This is a genomic window from Quyinboa mangrovi, assembly GCF_042219825.1.
Lineage (GTDB): Bacteria > Bacteroidota > Bacteroidia > Bacteroidales > UBA5342 > JBHJHP01.
Window position 1 is genome coordinate 684564 of record NZ_JBHJHQ010000003.1, and the last position, 19089, is coordinate 703652.

A 19089-nucleotide genomic window follows, 5' to 3' on the forward strand; every position below is an offset into this window, starting at 1 on the left:
ATTCAGTTTAAAAATGAATAGTAAAGAAGTAAAGACAAAGGACGCTGTAAAACAGATCTTTACTGAATATCTAAAGAAAAAAGGTCACCGTAAAACACCTGAGAGATATGCTATTTTAGATAAAGTGTATTCTCACGAAGGTCATTTTGATATTGAGTCGCTCTACATCTACATGAAAAACAAAAATTACCGGGTTAGCAGAGCAACTCTTTACAATACAATTGATTTATTACTGGATTGTAAGCTGGTGGTGAAGCATCAGTTTGGGAAGAACATGGCTCAATACGAGAAAGCTTACAATATTGATCCCCATGATCACCTGATTTGTACGAATTGCGGATCAATAAAAGAGCTCAAAGATCCTGAACTTCAGAAACAAATTACAGGCAGATCAATTGACGATTTTCAGGTGTCGCACTACTCACTGTACATTTACGGGTTGTGCAAGGATTGTTACGGGAAAAGTTGATAATTGTTAGCAATTATTCATTTCTTTTATCCATCATCTCATTGATTTATTCTATTTTTGAGAGTCGAATCGGCATCTCATGAAATAACTATGTTTGATCAGTTATTTTGCCATTTGGGTGTTTGGAAATATAAATAAATAATATAATGAAAGTTGATGTTCTCTTAGGTTTGCAATGGGGTGATGAAGGTAAAGGTAAGGTTGTTGATGTTTTAACGCCCAAATACGATATCGTTGCACGTTTTCAGGGTGGACCTAATGCCGGTCATACACTTGAATTTGATCGTAAAAAATATGTTCTGCATACTATTCCGTCCGGAATATTTCAGGGAGATAAAGTTAATATCATTGGAAATGGCGTTGTGATTGATCCTGCAATTTTCAAAAAGGAAATTGAAGAACTCAAAGCCGATGGGCACGAAATAAAGTCTAAGTTATTTATATCCAAAAAAGCTCATCTTATTTTACCAACACACCGATTGTTGGATGCTGCTTATGAAAAGGCTAAAGGGAAAGATAAAATCGGATCAACGTTAAAAGGTATTGGTCCGACCTATACCGACAAAGTCAGTAGGAACGGACTCAGGGTTGGTGATATCTTCATAAATTTTGACGAGAAATACAACCGGTTGAAACAACGTCATATTGAAATCTTAAAAACATACTTATATGATTATAGTTCTGAGCTGAAGAAGTATGAGTCTGAATGGATGCAAGGTATTGAGCTGATAAGTGCGTGTAATGTTGTTGACAGTGAGCAGTTTATTAATGATAATATCTTGTTAAAAAAATCTGTTTTAGCTGAAGGTGCTCAGGGAACTCTGCTTGATATTGACTTTGGATCCTATCCATTTGTAACTTCTTCAAATACAGTTTGTGCCGGAGCATGTACGGGCCTCGGTGTTGCTCCCAATAAGATTGGCGAGGTATTTGGCATTTTTAAAGCCTACTGTACGCGGGTTGGAAGTGGTCCGTTTCCTACTGAATTGTTTGACGAGGCAGGACAGATGTTGCGTGACAAAGGACATGAGTATGGATCAACTACAGGAAGACCGAGACGATGCGGTTGGCTTGATCTGGTTGCGCTTAAATATAGTGTGATGATCAATGGAGTTACACAGCTTATCATGATGAAAAGTGATGTTATGGATGCATTTGAAACCATAAAGATCGCGGTAGCTTATGAAGAAAATGGCCAGGAAATTAATTACTTCCCGTATGAATTAACCGACGATATAAAACCTGTGTTTAAGGAATTTCATGGTTGGAAAACAGATATGACAAAAATGACGGATGAATCGCAGTTTCCTGTTCAATTTTCTGAATATCTGGCGTTCATTGAAAAATATGTTGGTGTTCCGGTTAATATTGTTTCTGTTGGTCCTGACAGAAGTCAAACAATTGTAAGACAATAACTTATTAAATACTTTCCGAAAGTTTTATTAACTAAAACACAAAAACACGTTAACGCAGGATTAACAAAAAAATCACAAAATTTAAAATTTTAACAAAAAAATAACATTTAATACGTAAAATAGTTATATTTTTGCCCTTGAGCATTTTTAACAAATGTTTACAGTTTGTTTGTTGGCCACTGAAATTTGAGAATTGAAATTTGTTGTATGCAAAATTTTACGCGCAGATTTTACATATTCAGTGGGTACAGAAAGGTCGTATTGATTGGGATGCTTTTGACGTTACTTCTTTCAGTTAATACTTTTTCTCAGACCAATGTTAATCAGGAATCTTCAGATATTATCATTTATGGTGATGTCAGGGTTTTTATTGACACACTGGAGCAGGTTACTACCCATGGGTCATTAACTGGAATTAATGGTGCCGTGATTGAAAATCAGGGATCATTGGTTTTTGATATTAATGACGGCTATCAATCCGTATATAACTATTCATCAGATAATTTCTTTACTGGTAATGGCAATTATTACTTTAATGGTAATGCCGATTTTTATACTGGGGGAGATTTTGAAAATGCTTTTTTCAATTTATGGTTGAATAAGACTGAAGGTTCAAATCTTTTTCTGGAAAGCAATCTGAACGTTCAAAATCGCTTATCGCTGGAATCGGGACATGTCGTAACCGGTGAAGATAACTATATTGAAATAAGCAGCAAAGACAGTAATGCTGTGCGTGTCGCAAATTTTGCCAGCATGGCTAACCAGTCCTATATTGAAGGTAATCTCAGAAGACATATAGCTTCCGGCACGGGTTACCATTTTCCGGTTGGACTCGCTAATACCTATTTCCCTGTCAGGATTACAAATAATATGGAAGGTATTGAATACCTTGATGTAACCTTTAACGATTTGGTTCCATTAACCGGCAAGGTTAATATTCAGCAGGCGCTTTATAACTTTAATGCATTGAACCAAACCGGTGCATGGAAAATTGCAGGCGATGTAAATCCTTCATCAGGGACCATGGATATTACCGGGTTTATTTTTGATTATATTGAAAAACCGCAGTTTGAAACCAACATGTTTGGTTTGGTATACAATAGTAATCCACAGGGCTATGAAGATGACTGGTCCTTAGAGGGAAAATTTGCAATTCCGGGTTCACTTCCAAGACTTGCTGAATCAGATTCCACACAGCTGTTTGGAACTAATAAAATGGGGTATTATACAATCGCTGTAGCCGATATAACCAAACTCATCAATTTTATTTCTCCCGGAGGAGACAGGGAAACAAGATTTATCATTCCTTCTATAGAACGATATGAAAGTACAGAACTCATAGTTTATAATGCTATGGGTAGGGAAATATTTAACGCAAAACCTTACAACAACGATCTCGACATGAAAGAATTTAAGGATGGAACGTATTACTACATCTTTAAATTTACACGAAACGGAAAGCCGGGGGTCATTCAGTCGTTTATCGACGTGAAAAGAGTCTACTAGTGTAATGAAGAAACGACTATTAACCATATCAATAATTTTATGTAGCCTGGTAGGTGCATTTGCACAGACTCCCCTGCAATTTACTCAGGTGTTTAAGACACTTGAGTTTGTAAATCCTGCATATTCGGCATTTGAAGGATCACTTTCCGGAAAGATGATGTATCGCTCTCAGTGGGCAGGAATGGATGGTGCTCCTAAAACAATGGGTTTTACTGCTTATACTCCTTTGAATAACTATAAACTTGGATTGGGAATACAGGGAATCAATGTAAGTTCTGGTAACATGAACCTGAGTAACCTGGCTGCTACGTTCAACGTGGATTTAAGGGTAAATGAAACTGATTTCCTTGCTTTTGGATTACAGGCAGGAGGAGAATACAGCTTTTTCGACAGGGACAAGTTGATTACCTATTACGATATTGATGCCACCAGTCTTGGAGGAATGGGATATGAGGCGATTGATCAGTACAGCTTTTTTAATCCGACTTTCGGAACCGGTATCATATATTATAATCCCAAGTTCTATGCAGGTATCAGTTCGTTTATGATGATCAACCAGAATAAGTTTGTTGCCCAGGATTTTTATCAGGGGAGCTACCTGATGACCGGTTTTACTCAACGTTTTGCTGTGGATTGGTACCTGAAGGAGACCTTAATGTATAAATGGTTATACCGTGATCGTAACATAGGAGAGCTTGGGTTATACCTGATGTACAAAGATTTATTCTGGGTTGGGACAAGTCACCGTTATCTGGAATCCCAGTCAATTATTATGGATGTCAAATTATCGGAGACTTTGCGTATCGGTATGAGTTATGATATTCAGTTATCGCAATTAAAACGCTATACATATGGTAGTTTTGAGTTCAGGCTGGAATACCGAGGATTCAGTAAATACCGCTATATGAACAGTAGAAAAAAACGATTTAATGAATTTTAATCTTAAGTAGCATGGGAAAGAAATCTTTTACTTTTTTTCTTTACATATTTTTATTACTGACTGCTGTACAGGCTCAGGAAAAATATGTACAGCGTGCGCAGAAGTATGTTGAAAAAGGAAATATATACAAAGCCAAAGCTTTACTTGACCAGGTTAACCTTGAAAATTCGGAGTCGTATATTACTGATTACTATCTTGTAAAAGGTAATATATATGATGCAGAGGATCTTCAGGACAGTGCAATGCTATGTTATGAGAAAGTACTGGATAGCAGGAATATGAATGATATTCCAACCAAAGTTATTGTGGATTACGCCGCCTATCTTTTTAACAGTGGCCGTTACGATGAATCAATAGCTTTCATCGACAAAGCTGAAAAGAACCTTGAGGATACTAAATATCCTGTAATCCTGGACCGGATTAAAGAAAAAGCTTCCTGGTCTGTTGATAACCTTTATAATTATTCTTCTTCACTTGGTGGGGACTCTATTGTTGATGTTGCGTTGGGTTCAAACAAACTTGTATTAGATGTGCCACGTTTTGGTGCTGCTTTTTATAACGACAGTCTTGTGTTCGCTTCCTATACTAATTATAAAAAACCGAGCCGCCTTGAGGAAGAAGCTTCTGAATATAACCAGATCCTTCAGGATTATGAGAGAACCAATACCGACCTGTATATTGCATCTCTTGACGATAAGTTTGAAAACAGAAAGTTATTTTCAAAAGATATTGCTTCGTTGGAAAACGAAGGTGCTTTAACCTTTAATAAGGATAACACGCAAATGTATTATACCCGCAATGAATATAAAAAGGGTAATGACAGGTATATGATCTATTATGCCAAAAAGGTTGGCAACGAATGGATCGATCAGGGGCCCGTTAATTTTAACTCCGAAGAGTTTAATACTATGCAACCAACATTTTCGTCGGATGGGAAGGGGATTTATTTCGTCTCGAATAATCCGGGAGGTTATGGTGGATATGATATTTATTATGCAGAGGGATCCGGTAGCAATTTCAAACAACCGGTAAACCTTGGGCCAACCATCAATACCGCTGAAAATGAAATATTTCCATATATGCAAAACGATACCGTTATGATTTATTCATCTAACGGTCTGCTTGGTTTTGGAGGTTACGATATTTACTGGGTTGATATAAAGTCAAAAGATAAGATTCCCAGAAACCTCCTGCAGCCTATTAATTCAAATAGCGATGATTATTGCATTGTTGGGAACCGGAATAATCCGGAACAAATGTTGTTTTTCTCTGACAGGGACATGTCGATGGGCAACCTTGCCATGAATGTAAAGCACGAAGATGTTTCGGGCGAAGCTCTTTCTTTTAAAATCAGTCTGTTGCCTCCCGGTAAAAAGCTGACGGATGAACAAAGGCAACTCATTGCATCAGAAGGCAGTTTGCTTAAAGATAGAGTAAAGGATAATACCTCTGATAATGGTTCAGAAACTAATGTTGCTGGTGCTTCCAAACTGTTCGTTTTACTTGATGGAAACGGAGAGCCGTTACTTGATGAAAGCGGTTTCCCGTTAATAGTACCAAGTGGAATCTATAAATTGGATGAAGACGGAAAAACTGTAGTTGACACGAAAGGTAATAAGATAATTGGATATGATGGAAAACCGATCAGAACATTCGAAGGTGCCGTGGCATATAATGAGGATGGAAATCTTATTACTGATGATGTTTCAGATTATTTCGATGCTGTTATTAATCCCGCTTATATTAATGCCGGAAATGTAGTTCTGCTTGACGAAACAGGAAAACCTGTTAATGATGCCAACGGTAATCCGATAATACTTTCTGAAGGTACTTACACAATTGGCAGTGATGGTCATACATTGCTTGACAATAAAGGATACCCGATATTGGGTGCGGATGGTAAGCCTGTATCGTTACCGAATGATGCAGTAGCATTAAACGATGATAAAACGATTGTAACGGCTGATGCGTCTGTCTATTTTGGCAAAGAAATTACACCAACAGAAGCCTCTGGTTTTGCAAGCCTGTATTTCGATCTGAACAGCAGCAGCTTGTCTGAAGAAGCCAAACAAAACCTGATGATGGTGGCAGAATACCTTAAGGCTAAAAAGGCAATGAAACTTGTAATTTCGGGTAATGCCGGCCTAAGAGGTAATGAATCCTATAACCTCGTAATTTCCGCATACCGCGCTTATCAGGCGTATGAATTCATGACAGAAACGCTCGGTTTATCTGACGAAAGTATTTTGCTGGAAGCCAATGGTAAATACTTCCCGACGGTAAAAACATATGACATTGCAAAAGGTCTTGAAAACCGAAGAGTGGATCTGAAAGCGCGGTGGGCTGAGCCAAACAATGGGTTAAAAGTGCGGTTCAAAATAACTGGTAAACCGCAGGAAGAATTGATAACTAACCTTATTGATCTGTATCTGGAACAGCATCCGGAAGTGGATTACCTGTACCGCGTGAAAAACAACGAGGGTTTATTCAGGGTTGCCATTAATCATAATCTGGATACATCTGCTCTAAAACAGATGAACCATTTAGGAAACAGGGATTACCTGTTGAATAAGGAAGTGATTTTCGTGAAACAGCATAACGAAGCATTAAAAGACATGGTATTTGATGTAAGGGTTAAAACGCTGTATTACGTACCTAAAGACGTGGATGTTCAGGTTATTTCCGACAAATTTAATGTGAGTGCGGATGAATTGAAACGCATCAATAAACTGAAGGATGGTGAGCCAGTTAAAGCAAGATCCAGACTGATAATTCCTATTAATAATTGAATAACAGAAAAAGAAGATATATGAAACGGCTGGTTTTTATATTGTTTGCATTACTACCTGTATTAACTGCTTTCGGTCAGGAAGGTGTTTTAATCGGGAAAAAGGAAGGAACTCCCAATAAGTATGCAAAGCTGGAAATTTACTCTACAAACAGTGGTTTACTGGTTCCAAGAATGACAACCGAAGAGCGTCTGGCCATCAATCCTGATGAATCTGCTTTGAGTTTGCTGGTTTTTGATACCACGGACAGCACATACTTTTTTTATAACGGTGCGGAATGGGAAAAGATGAGTGCCAACAGGGACATCGTTCTTTTAACCAGTCAGATGGATACTCTGCGAATTCGCCTGGAAGAATCACTGGATAGTTTAGGAACCTTATTGATTGATACGCTTGAATCACGACTGCCCAGAGCTGAAATGGTGGATTCTATCAGTCAGCTCAATGCCAGCGGTGATAATAATGGTGATGTTACTGTGGTGGAAGATAACGGTGAAGGATACCGGGAAACATTTGTCTGGTCAGACACAAACGGTGACGGGGTTGCTGATACCTGGGTTGGAGTTACAATTCGTCCAAGAGTTTCAGGTTATGCTGTTTACTGGTTTCAGGATGATGGTGCTAATACACTGACTCCGGCAGATTTTAGCACAGATAAAGAAGTTGCAACCGGTTCCGATAATTTCAGTGGTTCCGGCTATGCCATAGCAAAACCTTATGACGGATATTACGTACTTGCTTTCCCATCCGTCTGGGGAAGACCAGAGTTTTATCTGAACGGTAACGCTGTATTTGATGGGATATCAAAACAGTTAGTAGTGATTGACGGCGTACAGTATCAGGCGTGGTCTTTATATGTAAGGATTCCATCTACGTATACAGGACCCGATCTGGTATTAACAGCAGTAAAGTAAAGAATTTAGAAGATTAATGAAATAAGTATATCATGAAAAAATGTAGCGTATTATTGCTCCTTTTTCTCCTGACGACATTCGCAACTATCGCTCAGGAAACCTATTTGAATACAACGCTCCGTAAGCAATCGTGGAGTGATTTGCCTGTAATTTATGTGAATGAGGCGAAAGGTGGTTTACAAACGCTTAAGATAGATTTAGACGGTTTATCTGCCACAGAAGTAAACGACACTTTGAATTCTCTTGTTTTGCCAAATTTCAGGGAGGAAGGAATGGTTGTGGTAGTAACTGATGGAACGGGTAATTCCAGATTCTTTCAGTATTATCAGGCTGATACCTGGCGTGAGGTGTTTATCATCACAAGCTGGCAGGCCGGGGTAAACTATATTCCGGGACAACCTATTTTGCACAACGGAAACCTGTTTATTGCAAAAGATACGGTTGCGGATGTTGAACCATTGGTGGATGCCAACTGGAAAGCATCGTGGGCAAACCTTGGAGGTCTGGATTCAACCGATCTGGATTTTGCATTAAAAAATCTTGGAAATCTTGAGGATGTTGCGATTAATCAGGATTTGACTCCGAACCAGACTGATACGCTGGATTTAGGTTCAGCACTTGCTAGATGGAGCAATTTATACTTATCAGATACATTGTTTTTAGGTCAGGATACTGCTGCCGATATAGCCGTAATAACTGACTGGACAGAGGGTGATACACTGAATAGTACGACGTTAAGTTCTGTAGGATATACACATAAGGCCATTAAGGAAGGTGGTAACGAAGTTGCATTCCTTTACGGAACCAAACCTGTAACACGTACCGGTTTACCAGGTGTTACAGGACAGTCTATGGATGTAAATAATCTGGAGGATTTCCTTAAGAAGATTTTCTTTCCGGTAACCAGTCCTAAAATTTTATCATACAATTACAATGGAGTGGTTACTGCTGGCAACTATTCTTACCAGAATGAAGATGCTCAGGGATTGTTAACCGATGTTGTCGGAACCATTAATGTTCCGTTCTCAAACTGGAGCGTTAATGCGTTCGATTTTAATTACGAGATTGAAAACAGAAGTGTGCGTCCGACAGATAGTAGCGAAGATACTCCTATTGACAGTGTGGTAATCTACAACGGATCTACGCGTTTGGCACAAAATGCACATGGCGTACTCGATGCCAGTATTACCGGTTCATTTAATCTTGACAGGACCGCTTTTGTTGTGGATACGGATAATGTGAGTTCTAATCCATTAACACTCACTGTTTATGATGCATATCCAAATGCGGTTCCGTTGATCCTTAATGTTGCATTCCAGCCGGCACTCGGTGTTTTGATTAATACTGCAGAAGTAACAGCAATTGGTGCAACAGCAAGATATACGACTTCAGAAGGAACCGGTGTTGTAGCTACACCTTATTTAATAGAACGTACAGGTGCTGATATTAATCTCGATTTATACTGGACCTTTAACGCAAGGGATGATGCCGGTCAGATTACTGATGTAGAATTCCAGACGAACGGAGGACCAGCCGGCGCCACTCCGGCTAATATTGCAGGGACAAACGTAACAACACAACGTGCTAATCTGGTTATTCCCAATGATCACCTTACAGCATTTCGTTACAGTGTTCGTGCCCGTGGTGCCGTAGCAAATGATTACAGCCCGTTTAACAACACATTATACTACCAGTTAATGGATGCAAGTTACGCTGGATTTTTACCTTCAGACATTATGCCAACTGAAGCACAGGTTGAAGCCTTGCAGGATAAAAGATTGAATGATGCGCAATACTACGAAACGGTAGATGGTATTACATTATCGAACGGAACAGGTGGTTCAGGATTTTTTGCCTGGGCTATTCCTACCTATGTGGATGGCGCTCAACCGGCACCAACAACGTTTGCAGCACCCACGCCTTTTTACGAAGCTGCAGGTACCTGGTATATCAACGGAAACGTCAATACCTATTTTGTAAAGTTAATTCCATCAGGTGGAGGAAACGGATCTTGGTACTGGGTCTGTGTTTACAAGGCTTCTGTTGCAAACGGAGGTAACATCAAAGTTAAATTACAATAATAATCATAAACGAATGACGATCATGAAACAAATGAATTTAAAGAATAAGCTGCGGTTATTTACAGCCATATTCGTCATCCTGTTTTCTTTAAACGGAAATGCGCAGGTGGTAATGCCTGACCAGTTACAACCCGGGGACTCGTGGGGTCTTATCGACGTAAATAATCTTTACGGAGGTTTCATGCAGGTAGCTGACTACAATGCATTACTCAATATTGACGTGCAGTTTGTAAAGAAAGGTATGGTAGTTATCGTTTATGACTACGATGGCATTGAAGCCAATGGAATTGATACACGTTCTTACATGTTCATCCCCGCAGCCGGAACATGGAATTACACATCGCCATTTGATATTCCTGCCGCTAATCAGAATGACGTGGTTGCTCCTGAAAACTGGGTGGAAGTAAGTATCCGTCCGGTTGCCGGTGTAAGCCAGATAGATACCGTATCTGTCAAAGCTTTGATTTTTGATGGAGATACCATTAAGGGATATAGTACTGATCCTAGTTTTGCCAATGCCACGGATTCTCTTTTCCCGTCTCAGTTAGCCGTTTCTCTGTATGTGGATTCGTTGATGACCGACCTGAAAGAGTTCGGTGTGTTTGATACTATTGTCGTTGATACCGCATTTATTAATGGATTGGCGATTAACTATTTTACTTTGAATAACAGATATATTACAGATATATCAAATGATTCAACGCTGAGTGGTGCAGATTCTACGAAACTGATAACAGAATATTCGGTTCAGACAAGGATAGACTCTGTTCTGGCATATGTGAACGGACAGTTTTCATCGTTGAGCCAGAATTTAATCGAAGATACACAGGATGGCGAATCCATGGTAAAAGTAACCGATGGAGATTCTGTCATCGTACGCGTCGCAAACGATACTGCAATTGTTGTGGATCAGAACCGCAATGTTACATTCAATAATTCAAACCTTATTATTAATGGAGATTCTTTAAATGCTGTTGCAGATAAAGGCGAAACATTTGCTAATGAAGCAGATTCAGCCAAAGCGGTGACTTCACTGGCAACGGTAGACAGCATGATTGTTGAGGGTGGTAACAATATCAATTTTGCATTCGGAACCAAAACTATTACGCGTGCAGGTTGGGATGGTGTTACAGGAGCACAGATGAATGTGGATAATCTGGAAGATTTTCTTAAAAAACTATTCTTCCCGGTTTCTTCTCCTTTAATTCAGTTCTTTGGAATTGATGGTGAAAGCAACAATGCATATTACTCGTATCAGACAGAAGATGCAGTTTCAAAAGTAGTTACAAACCATGTAGGAACAGCAACCGTACCTTACAGTAACTGGAACGGTGCTGCAACATATACCTTAGGTTATGATGTGTATAACAGGAGTGTGAATGATGAAAGTGATGATACTCAGATTGATAGTATCGTTTGGTTGCTAAATGGTTCAAGACAGGGTGTTGTTGCGGTTGGAAACATGAATTCAATCAATGCAGGAACTTTAACGCTTAACAAGGCAGATTTAAATGTGAATGCGACTGGTGCCAGTACTAACGATCTTGAAGTAAAAGTATATGATGCCTATCCGAATATGAGTTCAATTGGTTGGACACTGATTACAAGCGCTGCTCTGCAATCTTTAGTTCAGAATAATGTGGTCGTTACGCATCCTTCATCTGAAGGCAGCAATCCATATTTAATAGAACGTAATGGGGCAACTCAGACATTTACCGTAACCTATAATGTTGACGCAAGAGATGAAACAGTAACGGATGTTATCTATACACCTTACGGTGGAATTACGGCGCCATCAAATGAAACTGGTTTGACAGTTACCGGAAACAGTGTTGCCAGAACAGTAACCTTTGATGTTGCAAATACAAACCTTAGCGTTGTTCAGCTTGGTGTTCAGGTTCAGGGAGATATTTATGCTACGCTTAGTACAGAACAACTCTCACCAACTATTCAACTGGCCGACAGAGGTTATGTGGGATATATTACCAATGCTCAGAGACTGGATATTACGAACCAGGGGGCAACAATAGCGGGATTTTCAAATGCAAGCTGTTTGATGGATTACCAGTTTAAAACCGCAAATGGTGTGACTTTAGCAAACGGAATCGGAGAAACCGCCTATTTGTGCTTTGCCTTACCTGTATCCAAAGAGTCAACAGGAAAATCTTATAAAATACAAACATACGACCTGGGTGTTTGGAGTGATGTTACAACCGGGCAGGTTGTATACGACATAACAACAAATGGTGCAACTGTTTCATATTATGTTGTTTATATCAATTCAGGAACTGCAAATACCAGTGATGGCGGAACAGTACAGGCAAGAATAATTGAAAATTAATAGTTGAAATAAAAATATTTTGGAGATGAAAACTTTTAAAACCGGATTAATAACAAAATTTCTGCTCTTTATAGGGTTAGTCTTTTTGCCGGCCTTATCGAATGGCCAGATTAAGCTGTCGCAGTCGATGAGCCCGGGAGGTACTTTTGGTTTGGTTGATGTGAATGAACTGAAAGGGGGTTTTATGATGGTTGATAACCTGGAACAAAGGGATTCAATTTTCATGAACCGGACAAAAAGAGGTTTAATGGTTGTAGTAATTGACGCCGATGATATTCAGGCCGGGGACCAGACAAAAACATATATGTTCCTGCCTTCAGAAGATCCGGTTGATTACAGTGACGGTGGTAAAATCTGGAATACCTATGATGAATATTCTGTTCATATGGTAAGTCAGTTTATGAGCAAATACAGCCTTACTCCTTGGGTTGAAGTTTCACTGGGTTTAAAAGATCCAAACGGACCTGGTATCGATACTATTTTCATCTCCACATCATTCATCGATACAATATACTCCAATACAGGTGATACTTTATTCCTGATGGATAAAGTTAAAACAGATTCATTGTATGCCGATTATCTGAATTTATCCGGTGTTCAGATTCTTGGAATTTCTACAGACGAAACATTTGCCAATGCAAGTAATGACAGTCTTGTTACGCAACTGGCAATTAAAACATATGTTCAGAACGAGTTGGCTAATCTGAGTACTAATGCCAATATCTCTAATCTGAGTGTGGATACACTTACGGCGGATACAGCATTTATTTCCCGCTTATTAAATAATACACTGGTTTCTGATTCAATTAATGTGGATACATTGATTGCATTATATTCAACAATAGATACTGCTGCTATTAATAAGGTAAGTGTAAATTATTTTACCCTAAACGGATACTGGGTAGGATCTGTTTCGAACGATACATTATTTACTTCATCTGATTCTACAGCTTTGATTACGGAATTTGCAGTTCAGAACCGGATAGATTCGGTTATGGTTTACGTGAACGATCAGTTTAGTAACCTGAGCCAGAATTCCATTGAAAATCCGGTTAACAGTGCAACAAAGATTGTAGTTAACGAAAATGATTCTCTTGTATTTACCGTTAATGGCGACACAGCCATGGTTATTAATCCTGATGGAACCGTTGTTGCAGACACACTTTCGGTTCAGCAGTTAACATTAAGCGGCGATACCATTACGGGAATTTCTACGGATGTTAATCTTGGTGGAATAGCAGCAAGCGATGACAGCCTTTCTACACAGTTGGCTGTAAAAACATATGTAGATACAGAAATAGCCAAACTTTCCGGCAGTACAACTACAGATACATTACGGGCTAATGTGGCCTATATTAACCAGGCCAATCTGGATACAATCATGGCCGATACGGCTTATATAACAGAATTAAAAGCTGATACCCTTGTTGCTGACCGTGCGGAGATCGATACCTTGTACATGGATAGTGATACCATATTCAGTATTGCCAAAACAGGGGATACAGTTGCTGATTCGGTTCAGGATAATACATTGGTTACAGCAGGTTATGTTAAGAACAATGCTTCTGCATTTCCTGACGGACTTAACCCAATTACACGTGCTGGTTGGTCTGGTGTTTCAGGTCAGGATCTGAATGCAGACAATGTGGTCGATTTTCTGAAGAAGGTTTTCTTCCCGGTTCCGGAACCACAGATTAATGATTTCAGATACGATGCAACCTACCGCTCTTATGAAACAGCTCCGGGCGGAGATCCCAACGGTGCGTTAACTGAAACCATTAGTCCTACATTGCAGATTCCTTATGCAACCTGGAAAAACAGTGCTTTTACACTGGCATTGAATTACGATATTGACAACCGGAGTGCTCTGGACGCAAATATTACAACGACCAATATTGCGACAGTAAATTTAATCTCAGCTCCGGGTACTTATAATCAAACGGATAATATTAATAATGCCAATGCAAATATTACCGGATCCTTTACTGTAAATAAGGCAGATTTTGGAGCACCTTTGGCTACTGTGGATAACAATTATACATTTACATTAACCGTAACGGATGATTATCCAAACGTAAATACATTAACATTCCCGGTTCTGCTTAAAAATGCGGATCCTTTAACAATTTCATATTTCAGAATTAATGGAGGTAACGGACCAATTACTGTAGAAGGTGACGGAACAGATAAGGCTCCGGTTTTCTCATGGAGTATAAATACGCAGGAAGATACGGTTACATCTATTACGTTGGTTCAGGAGCTTCCTTCAAGTGCTACCTATGCAACCGGTTCAACTTCTGCAACAGGTACATACAACCATACAATTACCGCACCTGCAGGCCAGGGTACTTATACTTACCGCTATGACTTAAGGGTTGGCAGTGAAGTGTTTGGTTCAAACGTGAATACAAATGTGAACAGACAATATATTATTACTGACAGGCATTTCTGGGGATATATTTATCTGACCCAGAAACAGGCAATTGATGCGATGGCCAGCGGAACAGCGGTTGATCTGTCAGCATTCTTCCCGGATGCTCCTTCAAGAGGCAACGTGTTGAATAAGGACTGGGAAGGATCGCAACCGAATGCAGGTATTGCTTCCGGGGCATCTGTTGGTGATGGAGTTGCATTTTCAACAACAACATCAGGTGATGTATATGCATGTATTGCTATTCCCAGAACAACGGGTTCGGTTGAACTTCATCAGTGGGATGATTTAAATAAATACTGGGTTGATCAGTCAGGTCTGGTAGCAAAACCGGTAACCTATACTGTAGGATCTTTAACTAAAAACTATTGGTTGGTATACAGTACTACGGCTTTCTCCAGTACTGCAGCACCAATCTTCCGTGTAGTAGAAAAATAAGAATAACGATAGCTTTAAGATTATGAAAGCAAAAGCATTAGGAAAGATTTTTATTGTTTTAAGTTTACTGTTCATTGGCGCAGGCACCGCCAGTGCACAGTTTGTGTTTCAAAACTATTTGAAGCCGTCATCCTCAACATTCCCTATTGTAGATCAGGATCACATTAAAGGGGGTTATCATGTTTTGGACAGTTGGGCCCAGTTAAATGACGGGTCTGATATGGCAGGTTTACATAAATCAAAACGTGAGGTTGGAATGATTGTGGTTATTCTTGATGAAGGAAAAACCTATGTTTTGGTTAGTCTTGGACTGGATCCGGAAGATCCAACCGATGATATCTGGCAGGAAGTGATTTCCACAACCGTATACCGGAACTATCTCCCATATAAAAAGGGTTTTCTGGCAGTCCACGAGAATAACCTTTATATCTGTACCGCCGATTTCGTTGGGTTATCCAATTATGTGGGACAGCCTCTGCCTTCAACACACTGGGTAAATCTGGGCGGTGGATCAGGTGGAGATTATGCGCTAAAAGATCTTTCCAATGTTGACAGAGCCAGTATCGTTGATACCTTGATTGCAGCAAATGCAATAGCAGATACTGCCATTCAGAATTTTGCTGTAACTACAAATAAAATTGAAACCAATGCTGTAACAGGTGCCAAATTAAATAATGCTGTTGCAGGTTCAGGTTTGTTATTCGATAATCTTCATAATCTTAAAGTTGCAGTTGACAGTAATACCATTGTATTTAAAAATGATAGTATAACTATTAATAACGGTAGTATTCAGACTGAAAAACTACGTTCAAATCTAGGTGCTTCATTAACCAATGGATCTGCCGGTCAGGTTCTTTCCTCTGATGGTTCAGGAAACTTCCAGTGGTTAAATTCAAGCAGTTTGTCGGTTAATCCTGATAACCTTAATCTTGGAAATGACAGTATTTTTGTTGGTAGCAGTTCCAAAGCTACCCAGATGGTTGTTGGAGGTGACATGGGGCTTTCAGTTGTGAATGGTGATTCAGCAGTTTTCACTATTGAAAATAATGCTGTTGATTTGGCCAAACTGGATCAGGCTAACATTTCAATTGCAGATCTGGCAGCAGCCAATGCAACGGTTGACATGAACGGTAATAAAATTGTAAATGTTGCAAATCCGCTGGATAGTGCAGATGCTGCAAACTTTTATACCGTTAAAAAACAAATTAACGATTCCTTGTTATTAAGGTTAAATGATAACAGTTCATCATACTCACAGTGGTGGAGTGCAGGAAAAATGCAGGATACACTTGCTGATTATCCGGTTATTTATGCATCTGGTAAAATAAGCAGCGCAGTTATTCCATCACTTTCAATCAACACTACTTATGTGGTTTCTGACTTGTATCAGATCCGTGTTCTGGATGTGAACCTGGATACGATTATTTATCGAGGTGATATTGCAATTGATACCACTAACAGTACGTCTTACATGTTTATCGGTTATCAGGATGGATTGAACGATACGCTGGAATATGGACAACATGTAGACACACTGTCTGTATCAGGTGATCTTTGGGTGCCTATTTCCTTTGGTAACGTAATTTCTGTAAATGGACAGCAGGGCATTGTAAATGTTGATATTAATGATATGCCTCTGGCTCAGGCCGAAATTAATTCTAAAGAAGATGCACTGGGAAATCCTGTGACCAACGGTGAAGTTCTTACTTCAACAAGTACCGGAGCAAGATCATGGAAAACAATTGGTGATCTTTTAAGTACAACCACACTCGATAATTTTGGCGATGTGACAGATTACACGGGTGCCGGTGATAGTACAATTCTTGTCTATGACGGTTCAAACTGGCAGGCAGTTAAATTATCCGGTGATGTTGTAATAGGAAATTCCGGAGCAACTGAAATTACAGCCGATGCAGTTGAATTGGGAACGAATACCACAGGAAATTATGTAAGATCGGTTAACGACCTTGTCGCAGATGGTTTAAAAGTAACAGGCAATGGGGAAGGTGGCGATGTAAGCATTCAACTTAACGTGGATGATTCTACGCTGACAATTATTGATGATACTGTTCGATTAATGAATGGGGCAGTAAGAGCATCAAATATGAAAGCCACATCTGGTTCTCTTGGAAACGGAACGGATGGTCAGGTTTTAAGTTCTGATGGTCTGGGAGGTTTTGAATGGATGAATGCCAGCGCACTGTCTGTTAATCCAAACAATATTACTTTAGACTCTGCAAATATATTGATTGGTAATGCATCAGATCTGGCACAGGCTCAGCCATTAAGTGGTGATGCCACAATAGACCATAACGGACTACTGAGTATTTCAAATGGTGCGGTTACAAAAGCAAAATTAGCTGCAGATGCAGTTGATAGTGTACGTATAATTGATGGTTCTGTCACATCAACAGACATTAAGAACGGAACTATTACAGCTCTTGATATTGCTGATGATGGTATTACCGCTGCAAAAATTGATGCAGGAATTGCAGGTGCCGGTCTGAAAAAGAATACCGGTAACGATTCAGTATATGTTTCTACCGATGGCGTAACGCTTGAAGTGGTGAACGACCAGGTAAGTATTAAAGATAATGCAATTACATCTGCTAAAATCAGTGATCGTTCAATATCCGGTGTTGATATCAATCAGCTTGGAGCAACATCAAACCAGCAGTTGACCTGGGACGGTTTTAACTGGGTGGCACAGACAGACTCTGCTATTTATACAGGATTCCAGGATACAATAGGTCTGGACGCAACCAATGTTCAGCGGGCAATTGAGAAAGTCTATGGTGCAGCAAATGCTGTAAATACATCTATCCTGGATAAAGTAAAGGCTGACAGCATTTATTTTGAGTCAGCTCTGGATGATGACAGCACTGCTATCTGGGATAAAATATATTCGGATTCCCTTGCGACAGTCGCAGTATTAACTGCACAGCGTGCACTATTATTCGCAAAACTTACCGGAGACAGTTTGTATTTTGAAACCATGATGGATCAGGATAGCATTTATTTTGAAGGTCAGCTTGCTTCTGGTAATTCAACACTGCTTTCAAAAATGGCTTCTGATAGTATATATTTTGAGTCCGCTTTGGATGATGACAGTACTGCCATCTGGGATAAAATATATTCGGATTCTCTTGCTACTGTTGCAGTACTTACTGCACAGCGTGCACTGTTATTCGCAAAACTTACCGGAGACAGTTTGTATTTTGAAACCATGATGGATCAGGATAGTATCTATTTTGAAAATCAGATGGATATTGACAGTGCATATTTAGCAGGCTTAATTACTTCCGGAAATTCAGATCTTCTGACAAAAATAAATGCCGACAGTACTGCGATATGGGATAAGGTTTATTCCGATTCTGTTGCCGCCGAAACGAAATTAGCATTACAGCGTGCACTTTTATATACAAAACTTTCGACAGACAGTTTGTATTACGAAGCTCAAATGGATGTTGACAGTAGCTACTTTGAAGGACTTATTAATGCCGGATCTGCCGGATTACTTGCTAAGATAGCTGCAGATAGCTCCTATTTTGAAGCACAGTTAGATGTGGACAGTACAGCGCTTCAGACAGAACTTAATGCGACCCAAACAGGAGCCGGTCTTGGAGCAGACGGCACTTATACAGCCAATGGAACAGCTAACTACATCAGTGGCGCAACCAGTCTGGTCAATGCAGATGATCTTTTAGATGCAGCTATTAAAGTAAACAGTGATTCTGTGATCAACTATGCATCCTACATCAGTGC

At 39.5% G+C, this 19089-nt stretch carries 10 protein-coding genes; all 10 read left to right on the top strand.

Translation table 11 applies throughout. From position 1 onward, the window contains the following. Window positions 1–13: 13 nt before the first annotated feature. The gene (locus ACE1ET_RS08775; protein ID WP_375728012.1) at window positions 14–469 is read left to right on the top strand and encodes a Fur family transcriptional regulator; all 456 of its coding nucleotides are present in this window, start codon (window positions 14–16) and stop codon (window positions 467–469) included. A gap of 146 nt (window positions 470–615) precedes the next feature. Continuing rightward, the gene (locus ACE1ET_RS08780) at window positions 616–1884 is read left to right on the top strand and encodes an adenylosuccinate synthase (protein ID WP_375728013.1); all 1269 of its coding nucleotides are present in this window, start codon (window positions 616–618) and stop codon (window positions 1882–1884) included. A 207-nt stretch (window positions 1885–2091) separates the two neighbouring features. Further along, window positions 2092–3390, top strand: a complete 1299-nt coding sequence (locus ACE1ET_RS08785) for a T9SS type B sorting domain-containing protein (RefSeq protein WP_375728014.1) — start codon at window positions 2092–2094, stop codon at window positions 3388–3390. A 4-nt stretch (window positions 3391–3394) separates the two neighbouring features. Further along, complete coding sequence (locus tag ACE1ET_RS08790; RefSeq protein WP_375728015.1) at window positions 3395–4330, top strand: PorP/SprF family type IX secretion system membrane protein; 936 nt, start codon at window positions 3395–3397, stop codon at window positions 4328–4330. Between the two features lie 11 nt (window positions 4331–4341). Next, entirely contained in the window at window positions 4342–7119 is a 2778-nt protein-coding gene (locus ACE1ET_RS08795) for an OmpA family protein (RefSeq protein WP_375728016.1), read from the top strand. Window positions 7120–7139: 20 nt separating this feature from the next. After that, window positions 7140–8033 carry a hypothetical protein gene (locus ACE1ET_RS08800; RefSeq protein ID WP_375728017.1) on the top strand — a complete coding sequence of 298 codons (894 nt, stop codon included), beginning with the start codon at window positions 7140–7142 and terminating at the stop codon, window positions 8031–8033. 32 nt (window positions 8034–8065) lie between these two features. After that, window positions 8066–10114: a hypothetical protein gene (locus ACE1ET_RS08805; RefSeq protein WP_375728018.1), complete on the top strand. Its 2049-nt coding sequence runs from the start codon at window positions 8066–8068 to the stop codon at window positions 10112–10114. Window positions 10115–10136: 22 nt separating this feature from the next. Then, window positions 10137–12455, top strand: coding sequence for a hypothetical protein (locus ACE1ET_RS08810; protein ID WP_375728019.1), 2319 nt, complete (start codon window positions 10137–10139; stop codon window positions 12453–12455). 25 nt (window positions 12456–12480) lie between these two features. Further along, entirely contained in the window at window positions 12481–15324 is a 2844-nt protein-coding gene (locus ACE1ET_RS08815) for a hypothetical protein (RefSeq protein ID WP_375728020.1), read from the top strand. Between the two features lie 22 nt (window positions 15325–15346). Then, on the top strand, window positions 15347–19089 hold a 3743-nt coding region (locus tag ACE1ET_RS08820), incomplete at its 3' end, for a hypothetical protein (protein ID WP_375728021.1).